The organism is Devosia oryzisoli (genome assembly GCF_014837245.1).
GTDB lineage: Bacteria > Pseudomonadota > Alphaproteobacteria > Rhizobiales > Devosiaceae > Devosia > Devosia oryzisoli.
Genome location: NZ_JACYFU010000002.1, coordinates 590,560 through 609,198, shown reverse-complemented (window position 1 = coordinate 609,198; position 18,639 = coordinate 590,560). Strand labels below are relative to the sequence as shown.

General features: G+C 64.6%; 16 protein-coding genes and 1 pseudogene. 11 read left to right on the top strand and 6 right to left on the bottom strand.

What is annotated here, in order from left to right:
• Positions 1 to 5 precede the first annotated feature (5 nt).
• Positions 6 to 713 (top strand): ligase-associated DNA damage response endonuclease PdeM, encoded by a 708-nt coding sequence (gene pdeM, locus IC608_RS09640; protein ID WP_191774867.1) that lies wholly within the window; start codon positions 6 to 8, stop codon positions 711 to 713.
• Positions 714 to 716: 3 nt separating this feature from the next.
• On the opposite strand, the gene IC608_RS09635 is transcribed toward pdeM, so the two are convergent.
• From IC608_RS09635 to IC608_RS09625, 3 genes are all read right to left on the bottom strand, one after another.
• Positions 717 to 1,478, bottom strand: a complete 762-nt coding sequence (locus tag IC608_RS09635) for a TIGR02186 family protein (RefSeq protein ID WP_191774866.1) — start codon at positions 1,476 to 1,478, stop codon at positions 717 to 719.
• Positions 1,475 to 2,401, bottom strand: coding sequence for a sulfite exporter TauE/SafE family protein (locus IC608_RS09630; protein ID WP_191774865.1), 927 nt, complete (start codon positions 2,399 to 2,401; stop codon positions 1,475 to 1,477). Before IC608_RS09630 ends, IC608_RS09635 begins: the two co-directional genes overlap by 4 nt.
• 147 nt (positions 2,402 to 2,548) lie before the next feature.
• Positions 2,549 to 6,220: a peptidoglycan-binding protein gene (locus IC608_RS09625; protein WP_191774864.1), complete on the bottom strand. Its 3,672-nt coding sequence runs from the start codon at positions 6,218 to 6,220 to the stop codon at positions 2,549 to 2,551.
• Between the two features lie 167 nt (positions 6,221 to 6,387).
• Between IC608_RS09625 and IC608_RS09620 the strand changes: the two genes are divergently transcribed.
• Together IC608_RS09620 and IC608_RS09615 are read left to right on the top strand one after the other, a co-directional pair.
• Positions 6,388 to 7,053: a response regulator gene (locus IC608_RS09620; protein ID WP_191774863.1), complete on the top strand. Its 666-nt coding sequence runs from the start codon at positions 6,388 to 6,390 to the stop codon at positions 7,051 to 7,053.
• A gap of 40 nt (positions 7,054 to 7,093) precedes the next feature.
• Positions 7,094 to 7,492, top strand: coding sequence for a VOC family protein (locus IC608_RS09615; protein ID WP_191774861.1), 399 nt, complete (start codon positions 7,094 to 7,096; stop codon positions 7,490 to 7,492).
• 61 nt (positions 7,493 to 7,553) lie between these two features.
• On the opposite strand, the gene IC608_RS09610 is transcribed toward IC608_RS09615, so the two are convergent.
• The 3 genes from IC608_RS09610 to IC608_RS09600 are packed head-to-tail and all read right to left on the bottom strand — an operon-like array spanning position 7,554 to position 11,276.
• Positions 7,554 to 9,083, bottom strand: coding sequence for a coiled-coil domain-containing protein (locus IC608_RS09610; protein ID WP_191774859.1), 1,530 nt, complete (start codon positions 9,081 to 9,083; stop codon positions 7,554 to 7,556).
• 4 nt (positions 9,084 to 9,087) lie between these two features.
• Positions 9,088 to 10,026 (bottom strand): DUF6384 family protein, encoded by a 939-nt coding sequence (locus IC608_RS09605; protein ID WP_191774857.1) that lies wholly within the window; start codon positions 10,024 to 10,026, stop codon positions 9,088 to 9,090.
• 29 nt (positions 10,027 to 10,055) lie between these two features.
• Positions 10,056 to 11,276 carry a cell surface protein gene (locus IC608_RS09600; protein WP_191774855.1) on the bottom strand — a complete coding sequence of 407 codons (1,221 nt, stop codon included), beginning with the start codon at positions 11,274 to 11,276 and terminating at the stop codon, positions 10,056 to 10,058.
• Between the two features lie 199 nt (positions 11,277 to 11,475).
• On the opposite strand from IC608_RS09600, the gene IC608_RS09595 reads away from it, so the two are divergent.
• The 8 genes and pseudogenes from IC608_RS09595 (at position 11,476) to deoC (ending at position 18,604) form a co-directional block, all read left to right on the top strand.
• A complete protein-coding gene (locus IC608_RS09595) occupies positions 11,476 to 11,973 on the top strand; it encodes an SRPBCC domain-containing protein (RefSeq protein ID WP_191774853.1) in 498 nt (165 codons plus the stop codon).
• A gap of 96 nt (positions 11,974 to 12,069) precedes the next feature.
• Positions 12,070 to 12,192, top strand: a complete 123-nt coding sequence (locus IC608_RS18315) for a hypothetical protein (protein ID WP_282567965.1) — start codon at positions 12,070 to 12,072, stop codon at positions 12,190 to 12,192.
• 178 nt (positions 12,193 to 12,370) lie between these two features.
• Positions 12,371 to 13,372, top strand: a complete 1,002-nt coding sequence (locus IC608_RS09590) for a BMP family lipoprotein (protein ID WP_191774851.1) — start codon at positions 12,371 to 12,373, stop codon at positions 13,370 to 13,372.
• Between the two features lie 24 nt (positions 13,373 to 13,396).
• Positions 13,397 to 14,965, top strand: a pseudogene (locus tag IC608_RS09585) (ABC transporter ATP-binding protein); the annotation flags it as partial.
• A gap of 92 nt (positions 14,966 to 15,057) precedes the next feature.
• Complete coding sequence (locus tag IC608_RS09580; RefSeq protein WP_191774847.1) at positions 15,058 to 16,152, top strand: ABC transporter permease; 1,095 nt, start codon at positions 15,058 to 15,060, stop codon at positions 16,150 to 16,152.
• Positions 16,152 to 17,123, top strand: a complete 972-nt coding sequence (locus IC608_RS09575; RefSeq protein ID WP_191774845.1) for an ABC transporter permease — start codon at positions 16,152 to 16,154, stop codon at positions 17,121 to 17,123. Before IC608_RS09580 ends, IC608_RS09575 begins: the two co-directional genes overlap by 1 nt.
• Before the next feature lie 29 nt (positions 17,124 to 17,152).
• Positions 17,153 to 17,560: a cytidine deaminase gene (locus tag IC608_RS09570; RefSeq protein WP_191774843.1), complete on the top strand. Its 408-nt coding sequence runs from the start codon at positions 17,153 to 17,155 to the stop codon at positions 17,558 to 17,560.
• 54 nt (positions 17,561 to 17,614) lie between these two features.
• Positions 17,615 to 18,604 (top strand): deoxyribose-phosphate aldolase, encoded by a 990-nt coding sequence (gene deoC / locus IC608_RS09565; RefSeq protein ID WP_191774841.1) that lies wholly within the window; start codon positions 17,615 to 17,617, stop codon positions 18,602 to 18,604.
• The last annotated feature ends 35 nt before the right edge of the window (positions 18,605 to 18,639 follow it).

Genomic DNA, 18,639 nt, shown 5'->3' with positions numbered 1-18,639 from the left:
TCCATATGAGCAGCGCCGCCACCCCGACCTCATCCACGGAAACCGTCGTGCTGCGTTTTGCCGGACACAATTTCGAACCTCTGCCGTCCGGCGGTCTCTATTGGCACGCCCAGAAGACCCTGCTGGTCGCCGACCTTCACTTCGAGAAGATGGCCAGCTTCGCCCGCCGTGGGCAGATGCTGCCGCCCTACGATACCGGCATGACCCTCTCCCGCATCGAGGCTGATCTGCGGCGGACCGGCGCGCGGCGCATCATCTCTCTTGGCGACAGCTTCCATCGCGCAGACGCGAGCAGCCTTCTCTCCAGCGCCGACCGGATGCGGTTCGACGCCATCACGGACAGCGTCGAGTGCCTTTGGCTCTCCGGAAACCACGACCCTGCACCACATGCCATTGGTGGCACCTGTCTTCCCGAAATGGAGCTTGCAGGGTTGCTTCTGTCGCACGAGCCGAGGAGGGGGAGAACCGGGCTTGTCGCCGGGCATCTCCATCCCGCTGCGCGCATCGCGATGCCCGGCCGTTCCGCACGCAAGCCGTGCTTTGTGCATGACAACCGGCTGATGATCCTGCCCGCCTATGGCAGTTCGACCGGCGCGCTCAATATCCTCAGCGCTGCCTTTGCCGGGCTGTTTCACTGGCCGGCCCTCGAAGTGACGATGCTGGGGCGCGACAGGACCTATCCTGTTTCCGCCCGGCGGCTCGTCGCCGGCTGAGTCTCAGCGGCGGAACAGCACCCCACCCAGCCATCCCGTGGCAAGGGCCAGGACGACACAGGCAAAGCCGTAGGCCAGCGGGTACTGCGTCGCCGACTGGGCCAAGAAACGCTCGAAGCCGATTTTGCGAACCGCGAACCCTTCCGATTTGCGCGCGATGATCTCGCCATTCTTGAAGACATAGGTCTGGGCGATGTAGGGCCCAGGAGGCGCGTTGGACGGCAGGGTGAGCTGAGCCGAATAGAAGGTGTCGGAGAGAAAGTTGACGCCGTTCTCCTGTACGCCGAAAAGCCTTTCCTCACTCATCAGCCGGATGAGTTCGCGGCCGAAGACCATGGTCTGCCACCACCCGGATGTGTTGGGTGATAGGGCATATGCCTCGGGCAGGATCTTGTTGGTGGTAAGGGTCGTGACATCCGTAATGTCGCGCAGCCGCGCACTCGCCAGCACGTGCAAGTAGCTGGGAAACCCCTTGAAGGTGACCTGATCGGTATTGAGCCACATGCCCAGGATGCGCGTCTTTTCACGGGCCACCCGATCCTGCGTCGGCCCGACAATGGCGATCACGACCTGGAACGGTCCCTGGACGTAGCGCTGGTCCGAGCCGGCATCAGGCGCGATCGAGCCATAGAATGTCATGCGCTCCCCATCGAAACTGGAGGTGATTTCGATGGTGTCGTTGGAGAGCGAGGAGATCAGCCGCTCGGCCCGGGCCGGTGTGGCGGCGAGCAACAGGACGACAAGGAAAGCGAGCCAGCGCCTCATCTGGCGCCCCCGATGACCGTCATGCTGAATGGGTCGTCCGGCGTCAGCACCAGGCCGAGGCCGAAGCGGATCGCTACCGCCAGCACCAGCAGGGCCAGCAGCCCGCGCAATTGCTCGCCGCGCAAGTGCTTGCCGGCAGCCGCGCCGAACTGGGCACCCGCCGTACCGCCGACCATCAGGGAGAAGGCCAGGAGGATATCGACGCTCTGGCTCTGGATCGCGTGGAGGATGGTGGTTGCGGCCATCATCGCCACCACCTGCGCCAGCGAGGTACCGATGACCATGTTGCCCGGCACACGCAGCAGGTAGACCAGCGCCGGCACCATGATGAAGCCACCGCCGATGCCGAGGAGCGAGCCGACGAAGCCGATGAAGAGGCCGATGGCAAGGACCGGCAACACGCTGATGTAAAGCCGGCTCTTCTTGAACCGGACGCGCATGGGCAGGCCGTGCATCCAGGTATGCTGATTGGGCAGGCGCTCGCGCACCACGATGCCCTGCCGGTGCTTGAGCAGCGCCCGCACGGACTCCTGCAGCATCAGAATGCCGACCGAGCCGAGCAGCACCAGAAAGCCGATGGAGATGACGAAATCGAGCTGGCCGGCGTCACGCAGCAGGTCGAACGCCGCAACGCCCCCGAAGGCGCCCAGTATGCCCGAGATGACGAGATACATCGCCAGATGCAGGTCGACGCCGCCACGTCGGTAGTGGCTCAACGCGCCCGAGGTGGATGCTGCCACCACCTGGCCCGTCACCGACGCCACGGCCACTGAAGTCGGAACTCCGGAAAAGATCAGGAGGGGTGTGAGGAGGAACCCGCCGCCCACGCCGAACAGACCGGACAAAAAGCCGACCGCCCCTCCGATCCCGACGAGAAAGAAGAGGTTCACGGAAAGCTCGGCGATCGGCAGATAAATCTGCAAGATCCTCAGGTCCCGTTCAAAGATCACTGCCAGCCATTCTAGCGAATGGTCCGTCAACAAGAGGTCAAAGCTGCGAGCGCTGCATGCAGAAAAAGCAGCGGCCCGGACTTATTGTCCGGGCCGCATGGTGTCAAACCGGCATCAGCCTCACACAGGCTGGCTACCAAGCACGGCCAGAAGCCGGGGATTGATCTCGCCGCTCTCGCTCATGCCGGCGCCGCGCTCGAAGGCCTTGACGGCTTCAACGGTCTTGGGACCGACAAGACCATCACTGTCGCCGGCATCGAAGCCGAGCTTGTTGAGCGCCATCTGGACCCTCGCGACGACGTCCCTGTTCTCGATCGCCTTACCGGGATCGAAATCGGCCGACCAGGTGCCGATGGGCGCAAAGTTGGCGGCTAGGTCGATCTGCTGTGGCTTCCAGCCCGCGACTTCGTCGTTGATGCGATTGACGGCATCGGCCGTCAGCGACTTGGCGATGTCGTCCTTGGCCTGCGCCGCGTCCTTGTCGCCGGTCAGGGCGGCGATGGAGAACCACCTGTAGGAGGTTTCGAAATCCTGCTCGACGCCGAGGCCACGGGCATAAAGCATGCCCAGGTTGAACTGGCTGTCGAGCATGCCCCTGTCGGCAGCCTTCTCAAACCATTCTGCAGCGGTTTCGAACTGCTGCTCGCCCAACTGGCCACCGGCGTAGAGCGCGGCAAGGTTGTGCATGGCCATGCGGTTGCCGCCTTCGGCAGCGCGCTCGTACCACATCCGGGCCTTCTCCAGGTCCTTTTCGACGCCCGTACCCGCTTCGAAAAGGTTGCCCAGCCGGTATTGGGCAGGAACAAAGCCCATCTCTGCGGCACGCTCGTACCACGTCGCGGCAAGCTTGAGGTCCTGCTCGACGGCCTGGCCTTCGGTGTAGATGGCACCGATCTCGAACTGTGCCCGGGCATCGCCGTTCGCGGCCGCCTGGCGGAGGGCTTCAGGGCCCACCTTTTCCGGCGGTAGCTCGAAATGGCGCGGCGCCGGCTCCTGAGCGGCAACAGTGCCCGAAATCGAGCCTGTGCTCTCGGGAGCCTTGGCGTCTTCGGGCAGGGCAGGAACACGGAAATCGCTGCTGCGCAGCCCGTCGGCCATCAGGGCCGGCGGCATCGGCGTCAGGGTAGCCGTGTTCGTCGCGTTCATCACGCTCATGGCGCTCGGATTGATCGACTGCGTCGACGTCGGATCGACCGCGTCTGACAGCCTCTCGGTCTTGGGCTCGGTCGCGGGCGCGTCCATAATCGGTGTCGGAACTGCTGCCGCCTGGCGTTCGGTTGCGGCCGGTGCAGCCGCTTCCGGCGTCGCTGCAGGCGTCGGCACCTCATCGGCCGGAATCACGGCCTTGGACGTGGCGACAGGGCGTTGAGGCGGCGTGTTGGCGCGCTGCAGCACCAGGTTGAGCGCGAGCACGGAGACAGCGGCCAGCGTCGCAGCCAGCAGCAGCGGCCGGCGGTTGCGCGTCAGGAAGCCGGGGCGGTCCGCCATTGCCTCGGCCTTCTCGGCTTTTGCGCTGGCGCGAGCAGCCTCCCGCTCCTGTTTGGCGGCGGCACGTTTGTCCGCCTTGCTCTGCTTTGCGGGCTTCTCCTCTTCCCGGCTTTCCGGCGCCGGCCACTCCTCGCGGGCGTCGTCGGTCACCTGAGCTTCGGCGGGTGATGAGTCTGCCTCATCGGCCGGCTTGCCGTGGCGAACGCGCGACAGGGCCCGGGCCACCATGGTCCCGGAGGCCGCCTGCACTTCGTCCTGGCGGGCCCGCTGGGCGCGCCGCGCGGCGGCCACGAAGGTGCTGGTGTTGGCCTGCGCCTTGGGCGCCTCGACGGGCGGCTTGGCCGGCGCGGGGCTGGCAAAGGGATCGCTGTCCTGCGCGAAGCTGGACTGCGGGCGGGGTGGCCGCTCGATCTGCGAAGTGTCGATGGTAGGCTGCGCGAGGGGCCGGCTGGGCTCGGCGACACTCGCTGCGCGGGCGCTCAGCGCCGGAGCAGGCGCGGCATCGCGAAAGCCGCGATCGATCAGCGGCGCTTCCTCGGCCGGACTTGCGGGCATCGCGTCCTTCTTGTCGTCCAGCAGGCCTGCCAGAATGCTATCGAGACGGGCGCTGTTGTCACGCGCCGGCGTTGCGGCTTCCGGCGGGTGCTTGGCCTGTGGTGCGGGTGCGGGTGCTGCCGGGGCAGGGCGAGCCGCTTCCACCGACGCCGTCGGCAGCGTGGGGGCAGGCGCACCGCGGCGGTCCTGGCTGGTCGCCAGGCGGGCCTCAAGGCGCCGCAGGCGGTCGGCGGTATCCTTGCCCGCGGTGTTGAGGATGGCGGTCATGCGCTTTTCCAGCGCATCGATGCTGTCGGGGCCGATTTCAGCGGAGGTTACCGAGGCTGTCTTGGCGACAGCTGCGGAGGTCTTGTCCGCCACGAGATCGGCCAAAGTTTCGTAGTCGTATTCGGGCTGCTTGTCGCTGGACTTGATGAGGTCGCTGAGACGCTCCTCCATCGCCTTGAGGCTGTCCGGGTCGATGCCAGGCGCCTGTGCCGGCGCGTTGCGCTGCATGGCGTCGGTGGTGCGTTCGGCCACCATGGTCGCAACGGAGTCGAAATCGGGCTGTGCGCTGTTATAGAGCTTGGACAGCCCTTCGAGTTGCACGCTTGCCGCGTCCATGCGGGACATCAGGTCGTGCAACTGCGTTTCCACCACGCTGGTGTCCACCGGCACGATCTTGTCGCTGAGCGCCTCGATGCGGTCTTCGATCTGCGCGAAGCGCGGCTCCATCGAAACCAGAACGGCTTCGCGCAACGAGACCATGTCCTGGCGCAGGGCGGCGACGTCCTGATTGGTGGTGTCCGCGCTCTCCAGCGTCTCGGCGAGCGCTTCGATCCGCCGCACCAGGGCAGCCGGAGCACTTTGATCGGAAGTTATGGCCTGCGTGAACGAGGCCATTTCGCTGGTCAGCTTCTCGAAGTCGTTCGACGACATCGCGAAGTTGCGCTCGATGGCGTCGATGCGGTCGTACACATTGCGCACGCTTTCTTCGATGGACCGCACGACCGGCGTCAGCGCTGCAGCGGGCTCTGGCCGGGTGGCCCGCCGCTCTTCGCGCACGATTTCCCGCTCCATCTGCTCGGCCTGCAATTCGGCAAGCTTGCCGACCGTGGCCGACACGTCGTCGAGCCGCTGATTGATGGCTCCAAGATCCACCTTCGGGGCGTTCTCGATCATATCCCCAAGCGCGGCGATCTGCGCTTCGAGGCGCTTGACCTGCCCAGTCTCGCCGACGGCGCCGGCAAGCAGTTCCACCACCTGGGTCAACTGCTCGACCTGCTCGGCGACGTCCTTGACCTGCGCCTCGTTGTCGCGCTCGTTCCTCAAATGCCCTTCGAGTTGTTCGAGCCGCAGGCTCATGCCGCTGACCAGAGCGTTCAAATCCCTAAAATCGGGCATGTCGCTGGCGCGGCGCCCCATGACGGAAACGGGCGCCGGACCCTGCCGGCGGCGGATTTCGGCAATGGCCGCCGTCAGTTCGTCTTCTTCGTGCATGTCCTGAGCGTCGCGCTCCGAAAATCGGTCGACCGCCTGCTTTACGGAGCGCAGCGCTTCGCGCCGCCGCAGGGCGGGCTCAGGCGCCTCGACCTGATCACGAAGGTTGCGCACCCGCTGGCTAAGCGCGTAATTACCCGGATCAGGAGCAGCCGGTCCCGTATACCGGCTTTCGACCTTGTCGAGCAATGCGACGAGCTCGCCGCGCAGGGCCTGCCAGTCGCCGGTCGCAGGATCGGAGGTGTCCAGGGTGGAAAAAGCGCGGGCCATGGGGAGTCCCTGTTGCAGAGGCTGAGCTTCGGCGCAAAACGACGCAAAAGACGTGCCGGTTACTTTTGGGAAAACATGGTAAACAAGGGGTTAACGGGTGATTAACTTTGTGCCCGCTGGGAAAGATTTGAGAATCGGCAGAAATTACAGGAAGGAGCCGTCTCATCATGACGCGTAGGCGCATCATCATCGTGGACGACCATCCCCTGTTCCGCGCTGCACTTCGGCAGACGCTTGCGGGCGGCGATACGACCGTACTTGTTGAAGAAGCTGGCAATCTTGAGGGGCTTGCCGCCGCTCTTGATGCCGATCGAGATTGTGACCTGGTGCTGCTCGACCTCAATATGCCTGGGGTGCGCGGCTTTTCGGGTCTACTACTACTACGGGCGCAATATCCGGATATTCCCGTAATGATTATCTCGGCAGTAGAAGACGCGACCGTAGTACGCCGCGCTTTTGAGCTCGGGGCGGCCGGTTACCTGCATAAATCGGAAGGTCCCACCGAAATTCGCCGGGCTATCGAAACCGTCCTTTCCGGTGACGTCTTCGTGCCCGAAGGCATGGTGCTTGGCGGGGAAGACGAGCAGACAGCCTTGATGAAGCGGCTCTCGACGCTGACGCCGCAGCAGGTGCGCGTACTGATGATGCTGAGCGACGGGCTGATGAACAAGCAGATCGCCTACGAGCTTTCCATTTCCGAGGCCACGGTCAAGGCACACGTCTCGGCGATCCTGCAAAAGCTGGACGTCGACAGCCGTACCCAGGCGGTGATCGCTGCGGCTCGCATCGAGGACGGCCAATTCGAAGCGCTATTCTCCACGGGCGCTGAGTGAGGCCGCCCGAAGTCCTGTCCTTGTTTCGGGGGAACTGCTGATGAAGCCGGAAATCTCCATCATCACCATTGGCGTCGACGACCTCGAGCGGGCGTTCGCCTTCTACCGTGCCCTGTTCGACATCGGGGACGACCAGATCGGCCCGGGTGAAGATCATGTCGCCTTCTTCTTTGAAAACGGCATGTCGTTCGTCCTCTACCCGCGAGGCCAGATCGCCCATACCGCAGGCAAGAGTGAAGCCGTTGCCGGCACGCCCGGATTCGTCCTCAGCCACAGGGCGCCGGACGAGGCGTCAGTTGACGAGATCCTGGAGCGCGCGGTGGTCGCCGGCGGCGCGGTGATCACGGAAGGCACACAGTCCGAGTGGGGCTACTCGGCCTACTTCGAGGACAGCGAAGGCAATGTCTGGGAAGTGATGGCCACGCCGCCGATCAACTGAGTCCGGCCTTTCGCGCAGCGAAGGCCCGGCGGGCGGCCTCTACACGGCATAGACCGGCAGGTCAGAAGCCGCCGCCGGTCTTGAAGCCGCCAGAGGTTCGTGTGCCGCTCGATCCGGAGCGGGGGCGGGAAAACCCACCTCCGCCGCTGCCGCCGCCCCAGCCACCGCCGAACCCTCCGGGTCGAGGCGCGCGGGACGGACGGGAGCCGCCGCCTCCGAAACTGTTATCTGGCCAGTCCGACCCGCCTTTGCCCCAGGGGCTGGCATTGCGGCGCGTGCCTTTGTATCCGGCACCCCATTCGCTGCCGGGCGCCCAGTTCTGGCTCCGCTGCCACTGCTCCCAATAGCTGGCAGCCGTAATACCGCCGCGCAGGAAATCGTTGAGCAGGTCGCCCACCAGCCGGTCTTCCCCGAAGCTGGAGCGTGGGTCATCGAAGCGCTGCTTCTTGAACTCCCACTGGATGTCTTCGAGCTCCCGGCGGCGCGATGCGAGGGTCTTGAGCCGGTCACGCTGCTCCCGGCTCTCCTCGTCCTCCTCGCGCATGCGGGTGCGATTTTCGTCGATCTGGGCGACGATCGTATCGTCCTGGCCGGTGCGGGTCATGCGGGCGTCGGCGAGGAGCGACTGCATGTCTTCGCGCCCAAGCGTTGCGGCGAGGGCAGCGGTGGCATCCTCGAACGCCGGGTCGTGCCCTTCGGCCAGGGCCTGTAGAGATTTCGCTGCGCTGTCTCGCCTGTCCTCAACGGCGAGGATCTGGCGGTCCAGGTCTTCGATCTCGGTGGCAATGCTGGCCAGTGCCTCCCTGAGGGGCGCCCCACCGGCAGCATCGATATGGCTGCGCTCGAGCGCCGCCAGCTCGGCCTCGGCCGCCTGTACCCGCGCCTCCTGCTGCTCGGCATGCTCCCGCAGCCGCAGCGGAATTTCGTTGAGCATGGCAAAATTCGGCCGTGCCTTGTCGAACCGCACGAGGCGGGCGACGAGCCCATCGAGATAGCGGATGAGGTTGTTGGCGCGATAGGCGCTGGTGCCGTATCCACTCTCCCACAGGTACATGAACAGCGGATCCTGCCGATAGGGCCTGCCCTTTTCCTCACGATCCTGCTCGGCCTGTTCGGTCTTGTGCAGTGCTTCTTCAGCAACGGCATCCAGGTTTTCGGTGTCCCGGCGCTTGGCAGCAAAGACTGGATCTGCGGCAAGCGCGCCGGCCTGTTGGGAGGCCAGCGCTGCCAAGGCCGCCTGCTGCTCGGCCTGCCGCGCAAGCGCGCCATGGCGCTGTTCGACGAGCGCCGACCGTTCTGCGTCCAGCGCCTTGATGGTCTTTTCGGCGGCCGCCACGTCGCGCGCGTGGGTCTTGAGGACCTCCCGGGCGCGGCTTTCGGCAGCCGAGATCTGGCCATCAAGCTCCGCCTGGACGGAGGGATCAAGACGCAGTTGCGCCAGCTGCCGGAACAGCTCGGCCTCCGTCTCCTTCATCTTGCTCAAGCGCTCTGCCGCGCGGGCGAGGCGGCGGGAGATCTCATCTTCCTCGCGCCTTATGTCCCGCATCGCCTCTTCGAGGCTTTCGAGAGCCTGGGGGCCACGTATGCTCATGCCATCACCACCGGGTCACGGCGCCGCCGAGCACCGGCATCAGATATTCCACGTCCAGGAAGCCATCGGACTTGCGGCCCACCTCATTGGCCTGAATGATCCCGTCGTCGCGCTTGTCGGCAGCCACCGCGTTGTAGACGCTTTGCGGGACGCGCAGCCCCCACATCGACACGGTCTCGGTCTCACCGGTCTCTTCGTTCAGAATGGGAAGGTTGAGCCGGTTGCCGTCGGCGCCGATGGCTTCAACCACGATATAGTAGTTGGTCGCATCGGTGTTGATCTCGGGGAAGGTCCAGAAGCCGGACTGTACGCCGGAGCGATTGACCACCCGCAGGACGTATTCCTGCCGAAGCTGGTCGCGCAGGGCCGTGAGCTTTTCCACCGCGTCCTCGGCGCCGGCGCGGTTGCCTTCCTCGGCAAAAGCCTTGCCGCGGCTCCGCAAGGCCTCTGCTTCCGCCACGGCCTGCTGTACCTTGGTTTCGTCGTAGATGGTCTGGTAGAGCATGTCCATCTGGGCCGGCAGGCCCTGGGAGAGCTCGAGCCGCGCCTGCTCGGCCTGTCCTGCCTGCAGCGGCCGCCAGACCCCGAAATAGCCGACGAGCGCGACCAGAAGTACAACTGCGAGCGCCAGAACCGGGCGGCCCCAGCGCTTGCGGCTGACATAGAGGCGGGCGAGCGTCGTGCCGAAGCCGGCTGGCGGGGGATCGTAGGTGAAGCGGCTTTCGGCGAGTGCGTTGACGCCCTCGCGCAGGATGGCGTCGCTGACTTCGATGCCCTGCTGGGCGTAGATGGCCCGCAGCTTTTCGATGAGTTGCGCCTCGCGGGCCGCACCGTCGAGCTCGCGTGCGACAAGGTCCTGCCGATGGCGCAAGGTGTCCACGACATCCATGGCGAGCATCACATCGTCCAGCCTGGCGGACGGTTTGGTCGCGGCCTCACTCATGCTGCGCGTTCACTTCCGGGGCCCGGACCTCAGGACTTGCTCTCGAGAAGCAGGGCATTGCCTTCCGCGGCGAGCGTCGCCAGGCGCCGCTTGCCATCTTCCACGGCGTCGCGGATTTCGGCGGAGTTTTTGGTGGAAGCCACCCGCATCTCGTTGATGATGGTGCGGCTCTTTTCCTGGAAGTTGACGACGCTATCGACAAGCTTCTTGACCGCGTCAGCGCGGATCGTCGGCCCATAGCCGGCGCGGACCGCTTCCTCCTGCACCCGATCCCCGATTTCCGAGAGCGTTTCCAGACTCTTGGACATGCCTTCCTTCATGGCGTTGAGCGTTTCGGTGGACTCGTGCAGGCCGAACATGCCGGTGAATGACGCGGACAGCGCCGTCAGGACCGTCTCGTTGGTGGAGAAGAAGGAAATCGCCTGCTGGTAGACGCGCTCCTTGGCGTTTGTGGTCTGCATCAGGCGCGCCATGACCACCTCTGAGGTGTTGTAGGAGATCGTCAGGTTGTCCGAGAGATCCTTGGCGATCTGGTAGCGCTTTTCCTCGTTCTGCATGTCGCGCAGGCGTTCGTCTCGCGCCATCTCGAGGCGGGCGCGATCGGCCGGCACCGTTCCGGCGTAGGCGGCCAGTTCGTCGGCCGCCGACTGCAGGATCGACTTCTTCTCGGCCAGGCGTTGCTCTGCGGTTCCAAGCACCTCGAGGGCCATCACCTCCGCCTGCTTGAGGGCGCCGCGGAAATCGCGATAGGCCTCGAGGATGGTCTGCTCGCGGTCGATCTGGTCCTTGGTGTCGCGGCTGACGGCAAGGTAGGTGTCGCGAATCTTGTTGAAGCGTGTGGCAATGTCGCCGCGGCTGACCTTCATCCAGACGTTCGAGGCCCGCTCCAGGAGGTCGACGCGGTTGTCCTGCAACTGGTCGACCATGCCCTTGGCATCGTCGCGGATCGAATCGAATCCCTTCGTGATGTCCTCGTAGCGCTCGCCGATCCGCATCGCGGCCACCTGCTCGCGCACCACCTCATTGAAGGCGCTGGCCTGGCTGAGCGTGCGGCCGATCAGGATAACGCGCGTTTCGTCGAGCTCCGTGATCTGGCTCAAAAGGCCGGTGATCGGCTGCTCGCCCTGCGTTTCAGGCCACAGCCCCAACTGGCGGATCGCGTTAACCGCCTTATCCAGATATTGCAGCGGCTGGCCCGTGGGGACCGATGCCGTGGCGGTGGAAGGCGTAGCGGTGGGTTGGTCGGTCATCTGAAACTCCAGCTGGTCGATCGGCAGTCGGCGCGCGGCCTTCTCCCCTAGATTGCCCCTCATCCGCCCCCTGACAATTGCATCGTTTCGCAACGACAACTATTTAGTCGGCAATGGTGCGAAAAAGCCGCATTCGGTAGCTCTTGCGTATCCTTGTGTCGTTCGCGCCCCAGCGAGCCTGCTCAGGAAGGAAATGCCCGTGCAGTTTGGAGGTCGGTACCATATCGCAGCGCCGCGTCCGGCCGTGTGGGCGGCGCTCAACGACCCCGAAAAGCTCAAGGCGGCCATTCCCGGCTGCTCATACATTGCCTGGTCGGGACTGAACACGCTGGACCTCGAAATCAAGGTCAATCTCGGCGTCGTTCATCCCACCTTCAAGGGAGGGCTGGAACTCTCAGATATGAAGCCTGCCGAGCGATATACGCTCTCGGGACGCGGCAAGGGCGGGTTGATGGGTCTGGCCGAGGGGGCAGCCGATATCACCCTTGCCGATGCTGGCGATGAAACGCTCCTCAGCTTCCTGGCCCGTGGGGGAGCGTCGGGGCAAGTGATGAAGCTGGGCAGGGCCCTGATCGGCAATTCTGCACAGCGGATCATCGACGGGTTTTTCGAGCGGTTCGGCGCGGCCATCGGCGCCGAGGTAACGCCGCTCGGCCCGCCGGAGGAACTCGGCCAGCCTGTGGAAACCAACGGTTAACCCTGATCTTGCGGCGCAGACGCAGCGCCACAATCTGGCACCGAGCGGACCGGTAAAGACGAGGCCTTTGATTGGCCTTTGTTGAAAATTTGACCGATGTCCCTGCGCACCCGAGACACGCTTGCTCTTTTTGCCATCGCGGCCGCCGCGACCTTCTGGACCCTCGGGTTGGCTCCTGATCTCCACGCGCTCTTTGGCTGGGTCGCCGGGCGGCTCTAGGCAACGAAATCACCCACGACGCGGGTCGTTCTGCGCCGCGAAGATTTTGACCATTCGGATAAATTTCATGTCCCCCCTCTTGCGGCGGGCACCATTGCACGATTTTATCCCGAGCTAGCGCATGGAAGCTGACCTTCGGCCAGCCCGGGGCTCCGTGCGAGACAGGGAGACTCAATCAATGAAATTTTCGATCCTTACCAAGGCCATTGCCGGGGGCGTTGCCCTGAGTGCGCTTCTCGCCGGTGCGGCCCTGGCTGATCCTGCCATCATCTATGACGGTGGCGGCAAGTTCGACGCCTCCTTCAACGAGGCCGCCTATAACGGCGCCGAAATGTACAAGAAGGAAACCGGTGCGGGCTATGGCGAGCTGGAAATCTCCAGCGACGCGCAGCGCGAGCAGTTCCTGCGCCAGTTCGCCGAGCGCGGCTACTCGCCCATCATCACCCCGGGCTACAACTTCGTCACGGCTCTGGAATCCGTGGCCCCGGAATTCCCTGATACGCACTTCGTGATTCTCGATGCCGTCGTCGATCTGCCGAACGTGCGCTCGGTGCTGTTCAAGGAGCACGAAGGCTCCTACCTCGCCGGCATCATGGCGGCCATGAAGTCCGAAAGCGGCAAGATCGGCGTCGTTCCGGCGTTCAACCTTGACCTGCTCGAGGCCTTCGCCTGCGGCTACAAGCAGGGCGCCAAGTCGGTGAACGGCGACATCGAAGTCCTCGAGACCTATATCGGCTCCGGCTTTGACGCCTTCAACGACAAGCCCAAGGCTGTCGAAGTGGCCAAGTCGCAGCTCGATCAGGGCGTGGACGTGGTTTACCAGGTGGCCGGTGGCGCCGGTGCCGGCGTGCTCCAGGCCGCCGCCGACGCGGGCAAGTTCTCCATCGGCGTCGATTCCAACCAGAACCACCTCTATCCTGGCTCCGTCCTGACCTCGATGGTCAAGCGCGTCGACGTGGCGACGTACAACGCCATGATGGACGAAAAGAACGGCAACTGGTCCGGTGGCACCATCGTGCTGGGCCTGGCTGAAGACGGCGTGGGCGTAGCGTTCGATGAAAACAACGCATCCATCGTCACCGACGACATGAAGGCGGCTGTGGAGAAGGCCCGGCAGGACATCATCTCGGGCGCCGTGGAAGTCCATGACTACCGCACCGACCAATCCTGCCCTGCCTAATCGCGCCCAAGAGCTGATCGCCTGATGGCAAGCACAACATCCTCGCAGCGGCTGGAAACAGCCGCTGCTCAGGCCCCGGCGATCGAGCTGCGCGGCATCAACAAGCACTTTGGCGCCGTCCACGCCAACAAGGATATCGACCTCGTCGTCAAGCGCGGCACGGTGCACGGCATCGTGGGCGAAAACGGCGCCGGTAAATCGACGCTGATGTCGATCCTCTACGGCTTCTACTCCGCCGATTCCGGTGAAATCCTCGTGGACGGCCAGCGCCATGACATCACCGACTCCCGCCATGCCCTGGCCCTCGGCATCGGCATGGTGCACCAGCACTTCATGCTGGTCGAAAACTTCTCCGTCCTCGAGAACGTCGTTTTGGGCGCCGAGGATTCGCCGCTGCTCGGCAAGACCCTGAGCAAGGCGCGCGAACAGATGAAGGCGCTCGCCAGGGACTACGGGCTCGAGGTCAACCCCGATGCGCTGATCGAAGACCTGTCGGTCGGGCAGCAGCAGCGCGTGGAAATCCTCAAGGCGCTCTATCGCGGCGCCGAGATCCTCATTCTGGACGAGCCCACCGGCGTTCTGACGCCGGCCGAGGCCGATCACCTCTTCCGCATCCTCAAGACCCTGCGGGACGAGGGCAAGACCATCATTCTCATCACCCACAAGCTGCGCGAGATCATGGCGATCACCGATGAAGTGTCGGTCATGCGCCAGGGGGCCATGGTCGCCACCATGACCACTTCGGAAACGTCGCCGGCCGAACTCGCCGAAGCGATGGTGGGACGGCGGGTGCTGCTGCAGGTGGAAAAAGGTTCGGCCAAGCCGGCCGAGGTGCGCCTCGAGGTCAAGAACCTGGTCGTGGCGGACGATTTTGGCATTCCGCGCGTCAAGAGCGTGAGCTTTTCCGTTCGTGCCGGCGAAATCGTGGGCATTGCCGGCGTTTCGGGCAATGGGCAGAGCGAACTGCTCGAGGCCATTACCGGGATGCGTAACATCCGCGAGGGCGCCATCTTCCTTAACGGCAAGCCGCTTGCGCTGACCGGTGACGACGCAGCCGCCGATGCCCGCGCCGCCGGCATCGCCCACGTCCCGGAAGATCGCCACCGCATGGGCCTCGTGACCGGCTTCCAGGAATGGGAAAACGCCATCCTGGGCTACCAGGACAAATACGGCAGCGGCCCGGCGCTCGATATCGGCGGCGCCAAGGCCGCCGCGCGCGAGCACATCGGCAAGTTCGACATCCGCCCGCCCGACACTGAGCTCAAGACAGCCAACTTTTCGGGCGGCAACCAGCAGAAGATCGTTCTGGCCCGCGAGATGGAGCGGGACCCTGACGTGCTGGTCATCGGCCAGCCCACGCGCGGCGTCGACATCGGGGCGATCGAGTTCATCCACAACGAGATCATCCGCATGCGCGACGCCGGCAAGGCCGTGCTGCTGGTGTCGGTGGAACTGGACGAAGTGCGCTCCCTCTCGGACCGGATCATCGTCATGTTCGATGGGCACATCGTGGGTGAAGCAGACCCGGCCACGGCCGACGAGGGCGAACTGGGCCTGCTCATGGCCGGCGTCACGCACGACGGCAAGGCGGCCACCGTGGGCACGACGCCCGACGTGAAAACGGTCACCGAGCGGCGTCTGATGGAAATGAATCCACAGCAGATTTCCGACAAGGATGCCGAGCCATGAGCGCGCGCGCACCGCTTCCTCGCTGGGTCGACATTGCCCTGCTGCCGGTCCTGAACGTTGTCCTGGCCTTCCTCATCGGCGGGCTGATCGTGCTCGCCGTCGGGCAGAACCCGCTGCAGGCCGTGGGCGTCATGGTCTACGGCGCCTTCGGCTACGGCACCGGCGTGGGCTACACGCTCTATTACACCACCGACTTCATCTTTGCCGGCCTTGCCGTGTCGCTCGCCTATCACGCGGGGATGTTCAACATTGGTGGCGAGGGGCAGGCCTATCTCGGCGGCCTCGGCGTCATCCTTATTGCCTTGGCCCTCAACGGCCTCCATTGGACGGTGATGTTCCCGCTGATGATCGTCTTCGGCGCGCTGTTCGGGGCTTTCTGGGCGTTCATTCCGGGCTATCTGCAGGCCAAGCGCGGCAGCCACATCGTCATCACCACCATCCTCTTCAACTTCATCGCCACCTCGGTGATGAGCTATATCATCACTCGCATCCTCAAGCCCGAGGGCGTCAATTCCGACGAAAGCGCGCCCATCGAGGCCATTTCGCGCATCCCGCGGCTGGGCGAATTCTTCTCCTTCTTCGGGCGCTCGCCGGCCAATCTCTCGATCCTGGTCGCCATCGTGGCGCTGGTGTTCTGCTACTGGCTGATCTGGCATTCCAAATTCGGCTACGCCATGCGCGCCCTGGGCCACAACCCTGTGGCGGCCAGGTATGCCGGCATCTCCGGCACCAGAATGATCATCATCACCATGGCCATCTGCGGGGCTCTGGCCGGCATGGTCGCCGTCAACAATGTCGGCGGCGTGCAGGGCCGGCTGATCCTCAACTTCGTCAACGGCGCCGGCTTCGTCGGCATCGCGGTGGCCTTCATGGGCCGCGGCCACCCGATCGGGGTCGCGCTCTCGGCACTGCTGTTTGGCGCACTCTACCAGGGTGGGCAGGAACTGGCCTTCTCCATGCCCGGCATCACCAAGGAGATGATCGTGACCATCCAGGCGATGGTGATCCTCTTCACTGGTGCCATGGGCGACATGTTGCGCATTCCGCTGATGCGCCTGTTCGACCGGCGTGCCACGGCGGGGACCCCGTGATGCAGTATTACACCGACCTCATCCTCATCCTCGACTCCACCGTGCGCCTCGCTGTGCCGCTGCTGCTGGCGTGCCTGGCCGGGCTCTATTCGGAACGCGCTGGCATCGTCGATATCGGCCTTGAGGGCAAGCTGCTGGGCTCCGCGTTTGGCGCCGCCACAGTCGCGGCCGTCACCGGCTCGGCCTGGCTCGGTCTGCTCGCCGGCATTGGCGTCGCGCTCTGTTTCTCGGCGGTCCATGGCCTCGCCTCGATCAACCTCAAGGGTAACCAGACCATTTCCGGCGTCGCGCTCAACTTCCTGGCTGCCGGCCTCACCACCTTCCTGGGGCAGGCCTGGTTCCAGCGCGGTGGCATGACGCCGCAACTGGGCAACGACCAGCGCTTCACCCCGATCACGCTGCCTTTTGCCAATGAACTGGCCGACGTGCCGATCATCGGCGGGCTATATTCCGAGCTGATTTCGGGCCACAACATCCTGACCTACTTCGCCTTCATCGCGGTGCCACTCACGGCCTTCGTCCTGTTCAGCACGCGCTTCGGCCTCAGGCTGCGGGCCGTCGGCGAAAATCCCAAGGCGCTCGACACCGCCGGCATGTCGGTGACGCGGCTGCGCTACCAGGCGCTCATCATCACCGCGATCCTCGTGGGCATCGGCGGCACCTATCTGTCGGTCGCGCAATCGTCCGGGTTCAACAACAACATGTCCGCCGGGCGCGGCTACATTGCACTGGCCGCGCTGATCTTTGCCAAGTGGCGGCCGTGGCCCGCCCTTCTGGTGTGCCTACTGTTCGGCTTCCTCGATGCCTTGCAGTTCCGCCTCCAGGGCATAGACTTCCCGGTGATCGGCCAGGTACCGGTGCAGGCCATCCAGGTTCTGCCCTACCTGTTGACCATCATCCTGCTGGCCGGCTTCATCGGTCGGGCCGTCGCCCCCAAGGCCGCCGGCATACCCTATACCAAGGAGCGCTAGGCCCTTTTCGGCCAGCCAAGGACGACGCGATGCAGACCGAAACCGACAAGGCCTTGTTCGAGGCCGCCGAAGCCGTTCGCAAGAGGGCCTATGCGCCCTATTCGAAATTCCAGGTCGGCGCCGCCATTCTCGCCGATGACGGCAAGATCTATGCTGGCTGCAACGTCGAAAACGCCGCCTATCCCGTGGGCAATTGCGCCGAACCTAGCGCCATTGCCGCCATGCTCGCCGGTGGGGGCACGCGCATCCGGCGCATCTATGTGACCGGACCCGGAACGCTGCCGGTGACGCCCTGTGGCGGCTGCCGCCAGCGCATCCGCGAATTTGCCGATCTCGATGTCGAAGTCATCTCGCATGGGGTCGGCGGGGAGCCGCTGGTGCAGACGCTGGGCCAGTTGCTGCCGCACAGTTTCGGACCGGAATACCTGCCGTCGTAATTCGGGCTGCATTGCCCGCTAGGGGACGCCAAGCCGCGTCCCGGAGGAGGATCGATGAGTCTCAAGATCGTCGACAGCAAGACCACCGAACACGCGCACCGGCGCAATCCGGGCTTCCCGCTCGACCTTGATTGGGTTGGCCGCGTGCGCATGAACCGCTCGGCGCTCGAACGCCGCGCCGGCACCATCGGCGCGCGCCGTACCGTCAAGAAGGACTATCAGCTGGCCTGGCTGCTCAAGGCCATCACCCTGATCGACTTGACGACGTTGAACGCCGACGACACCGCCGGTCGTGTCGAACGCCTCTGCTCCAAGGCGCGCCATCCGTTGCGTCGCGACATCATCGAAAAGCTTGGTGTCGAAAACCTGCGCATCCTGCCCGGCGCCGTCTGCGTCTACCACACCTTCGTCAAGACCGCTGTCGCCGCACTTGAGGGCTCGGGTATCCCCGTTGCCGCCGTCTCCACGGCCTTCCCCCATGGCCTCGCGCCCGTCGAAACCAAGCTCAAGGAGATCGAGGCTTCGGTGAAGGATGGCGCCAAGGAAATCGACATCGTTATCGAACGCGGCATGGTGCTGCGCGGCGACTGGCAGGCGCTCTATGACCAGGTGAAGGCTTTCCGCAAGGCCTGCGGCGACGCGCATATCAAGACCATCCTGGGCACCGGGGAACTGGCGACGCAGACTAACATCGCCAAGGCCTCGCTCGTCTGCATGCTGGCCGGCGCCGACTTCATCAAGACCTCGACCGGCAAGGAAAAGGTCAACGCCAACCTCGTCACGTCCCTCACCATGATCCGCATGATCCGCTGGTTTGCCGAAGAGACCGGCATCGAGATCGGCTACAAGCCCGCCGGCGGCATCGCCACGGCAGGCGACGCGCTCAAATACATGGCGCTGATCAAGGAAGAGCTGGGCACCCACTGGCTGCAGCCGCACCTCTTCCGCTTCGGCGCGTCGAGCCTGCTGACCGACATCGAGCGCCAGCTCGAACACGGGCTGACGGGCCACTATGCCGCCGATTATCGCCAGCCGATGGTGTGAGGACCGCCGTCATCACCCGAACGGTCATCCCCGCG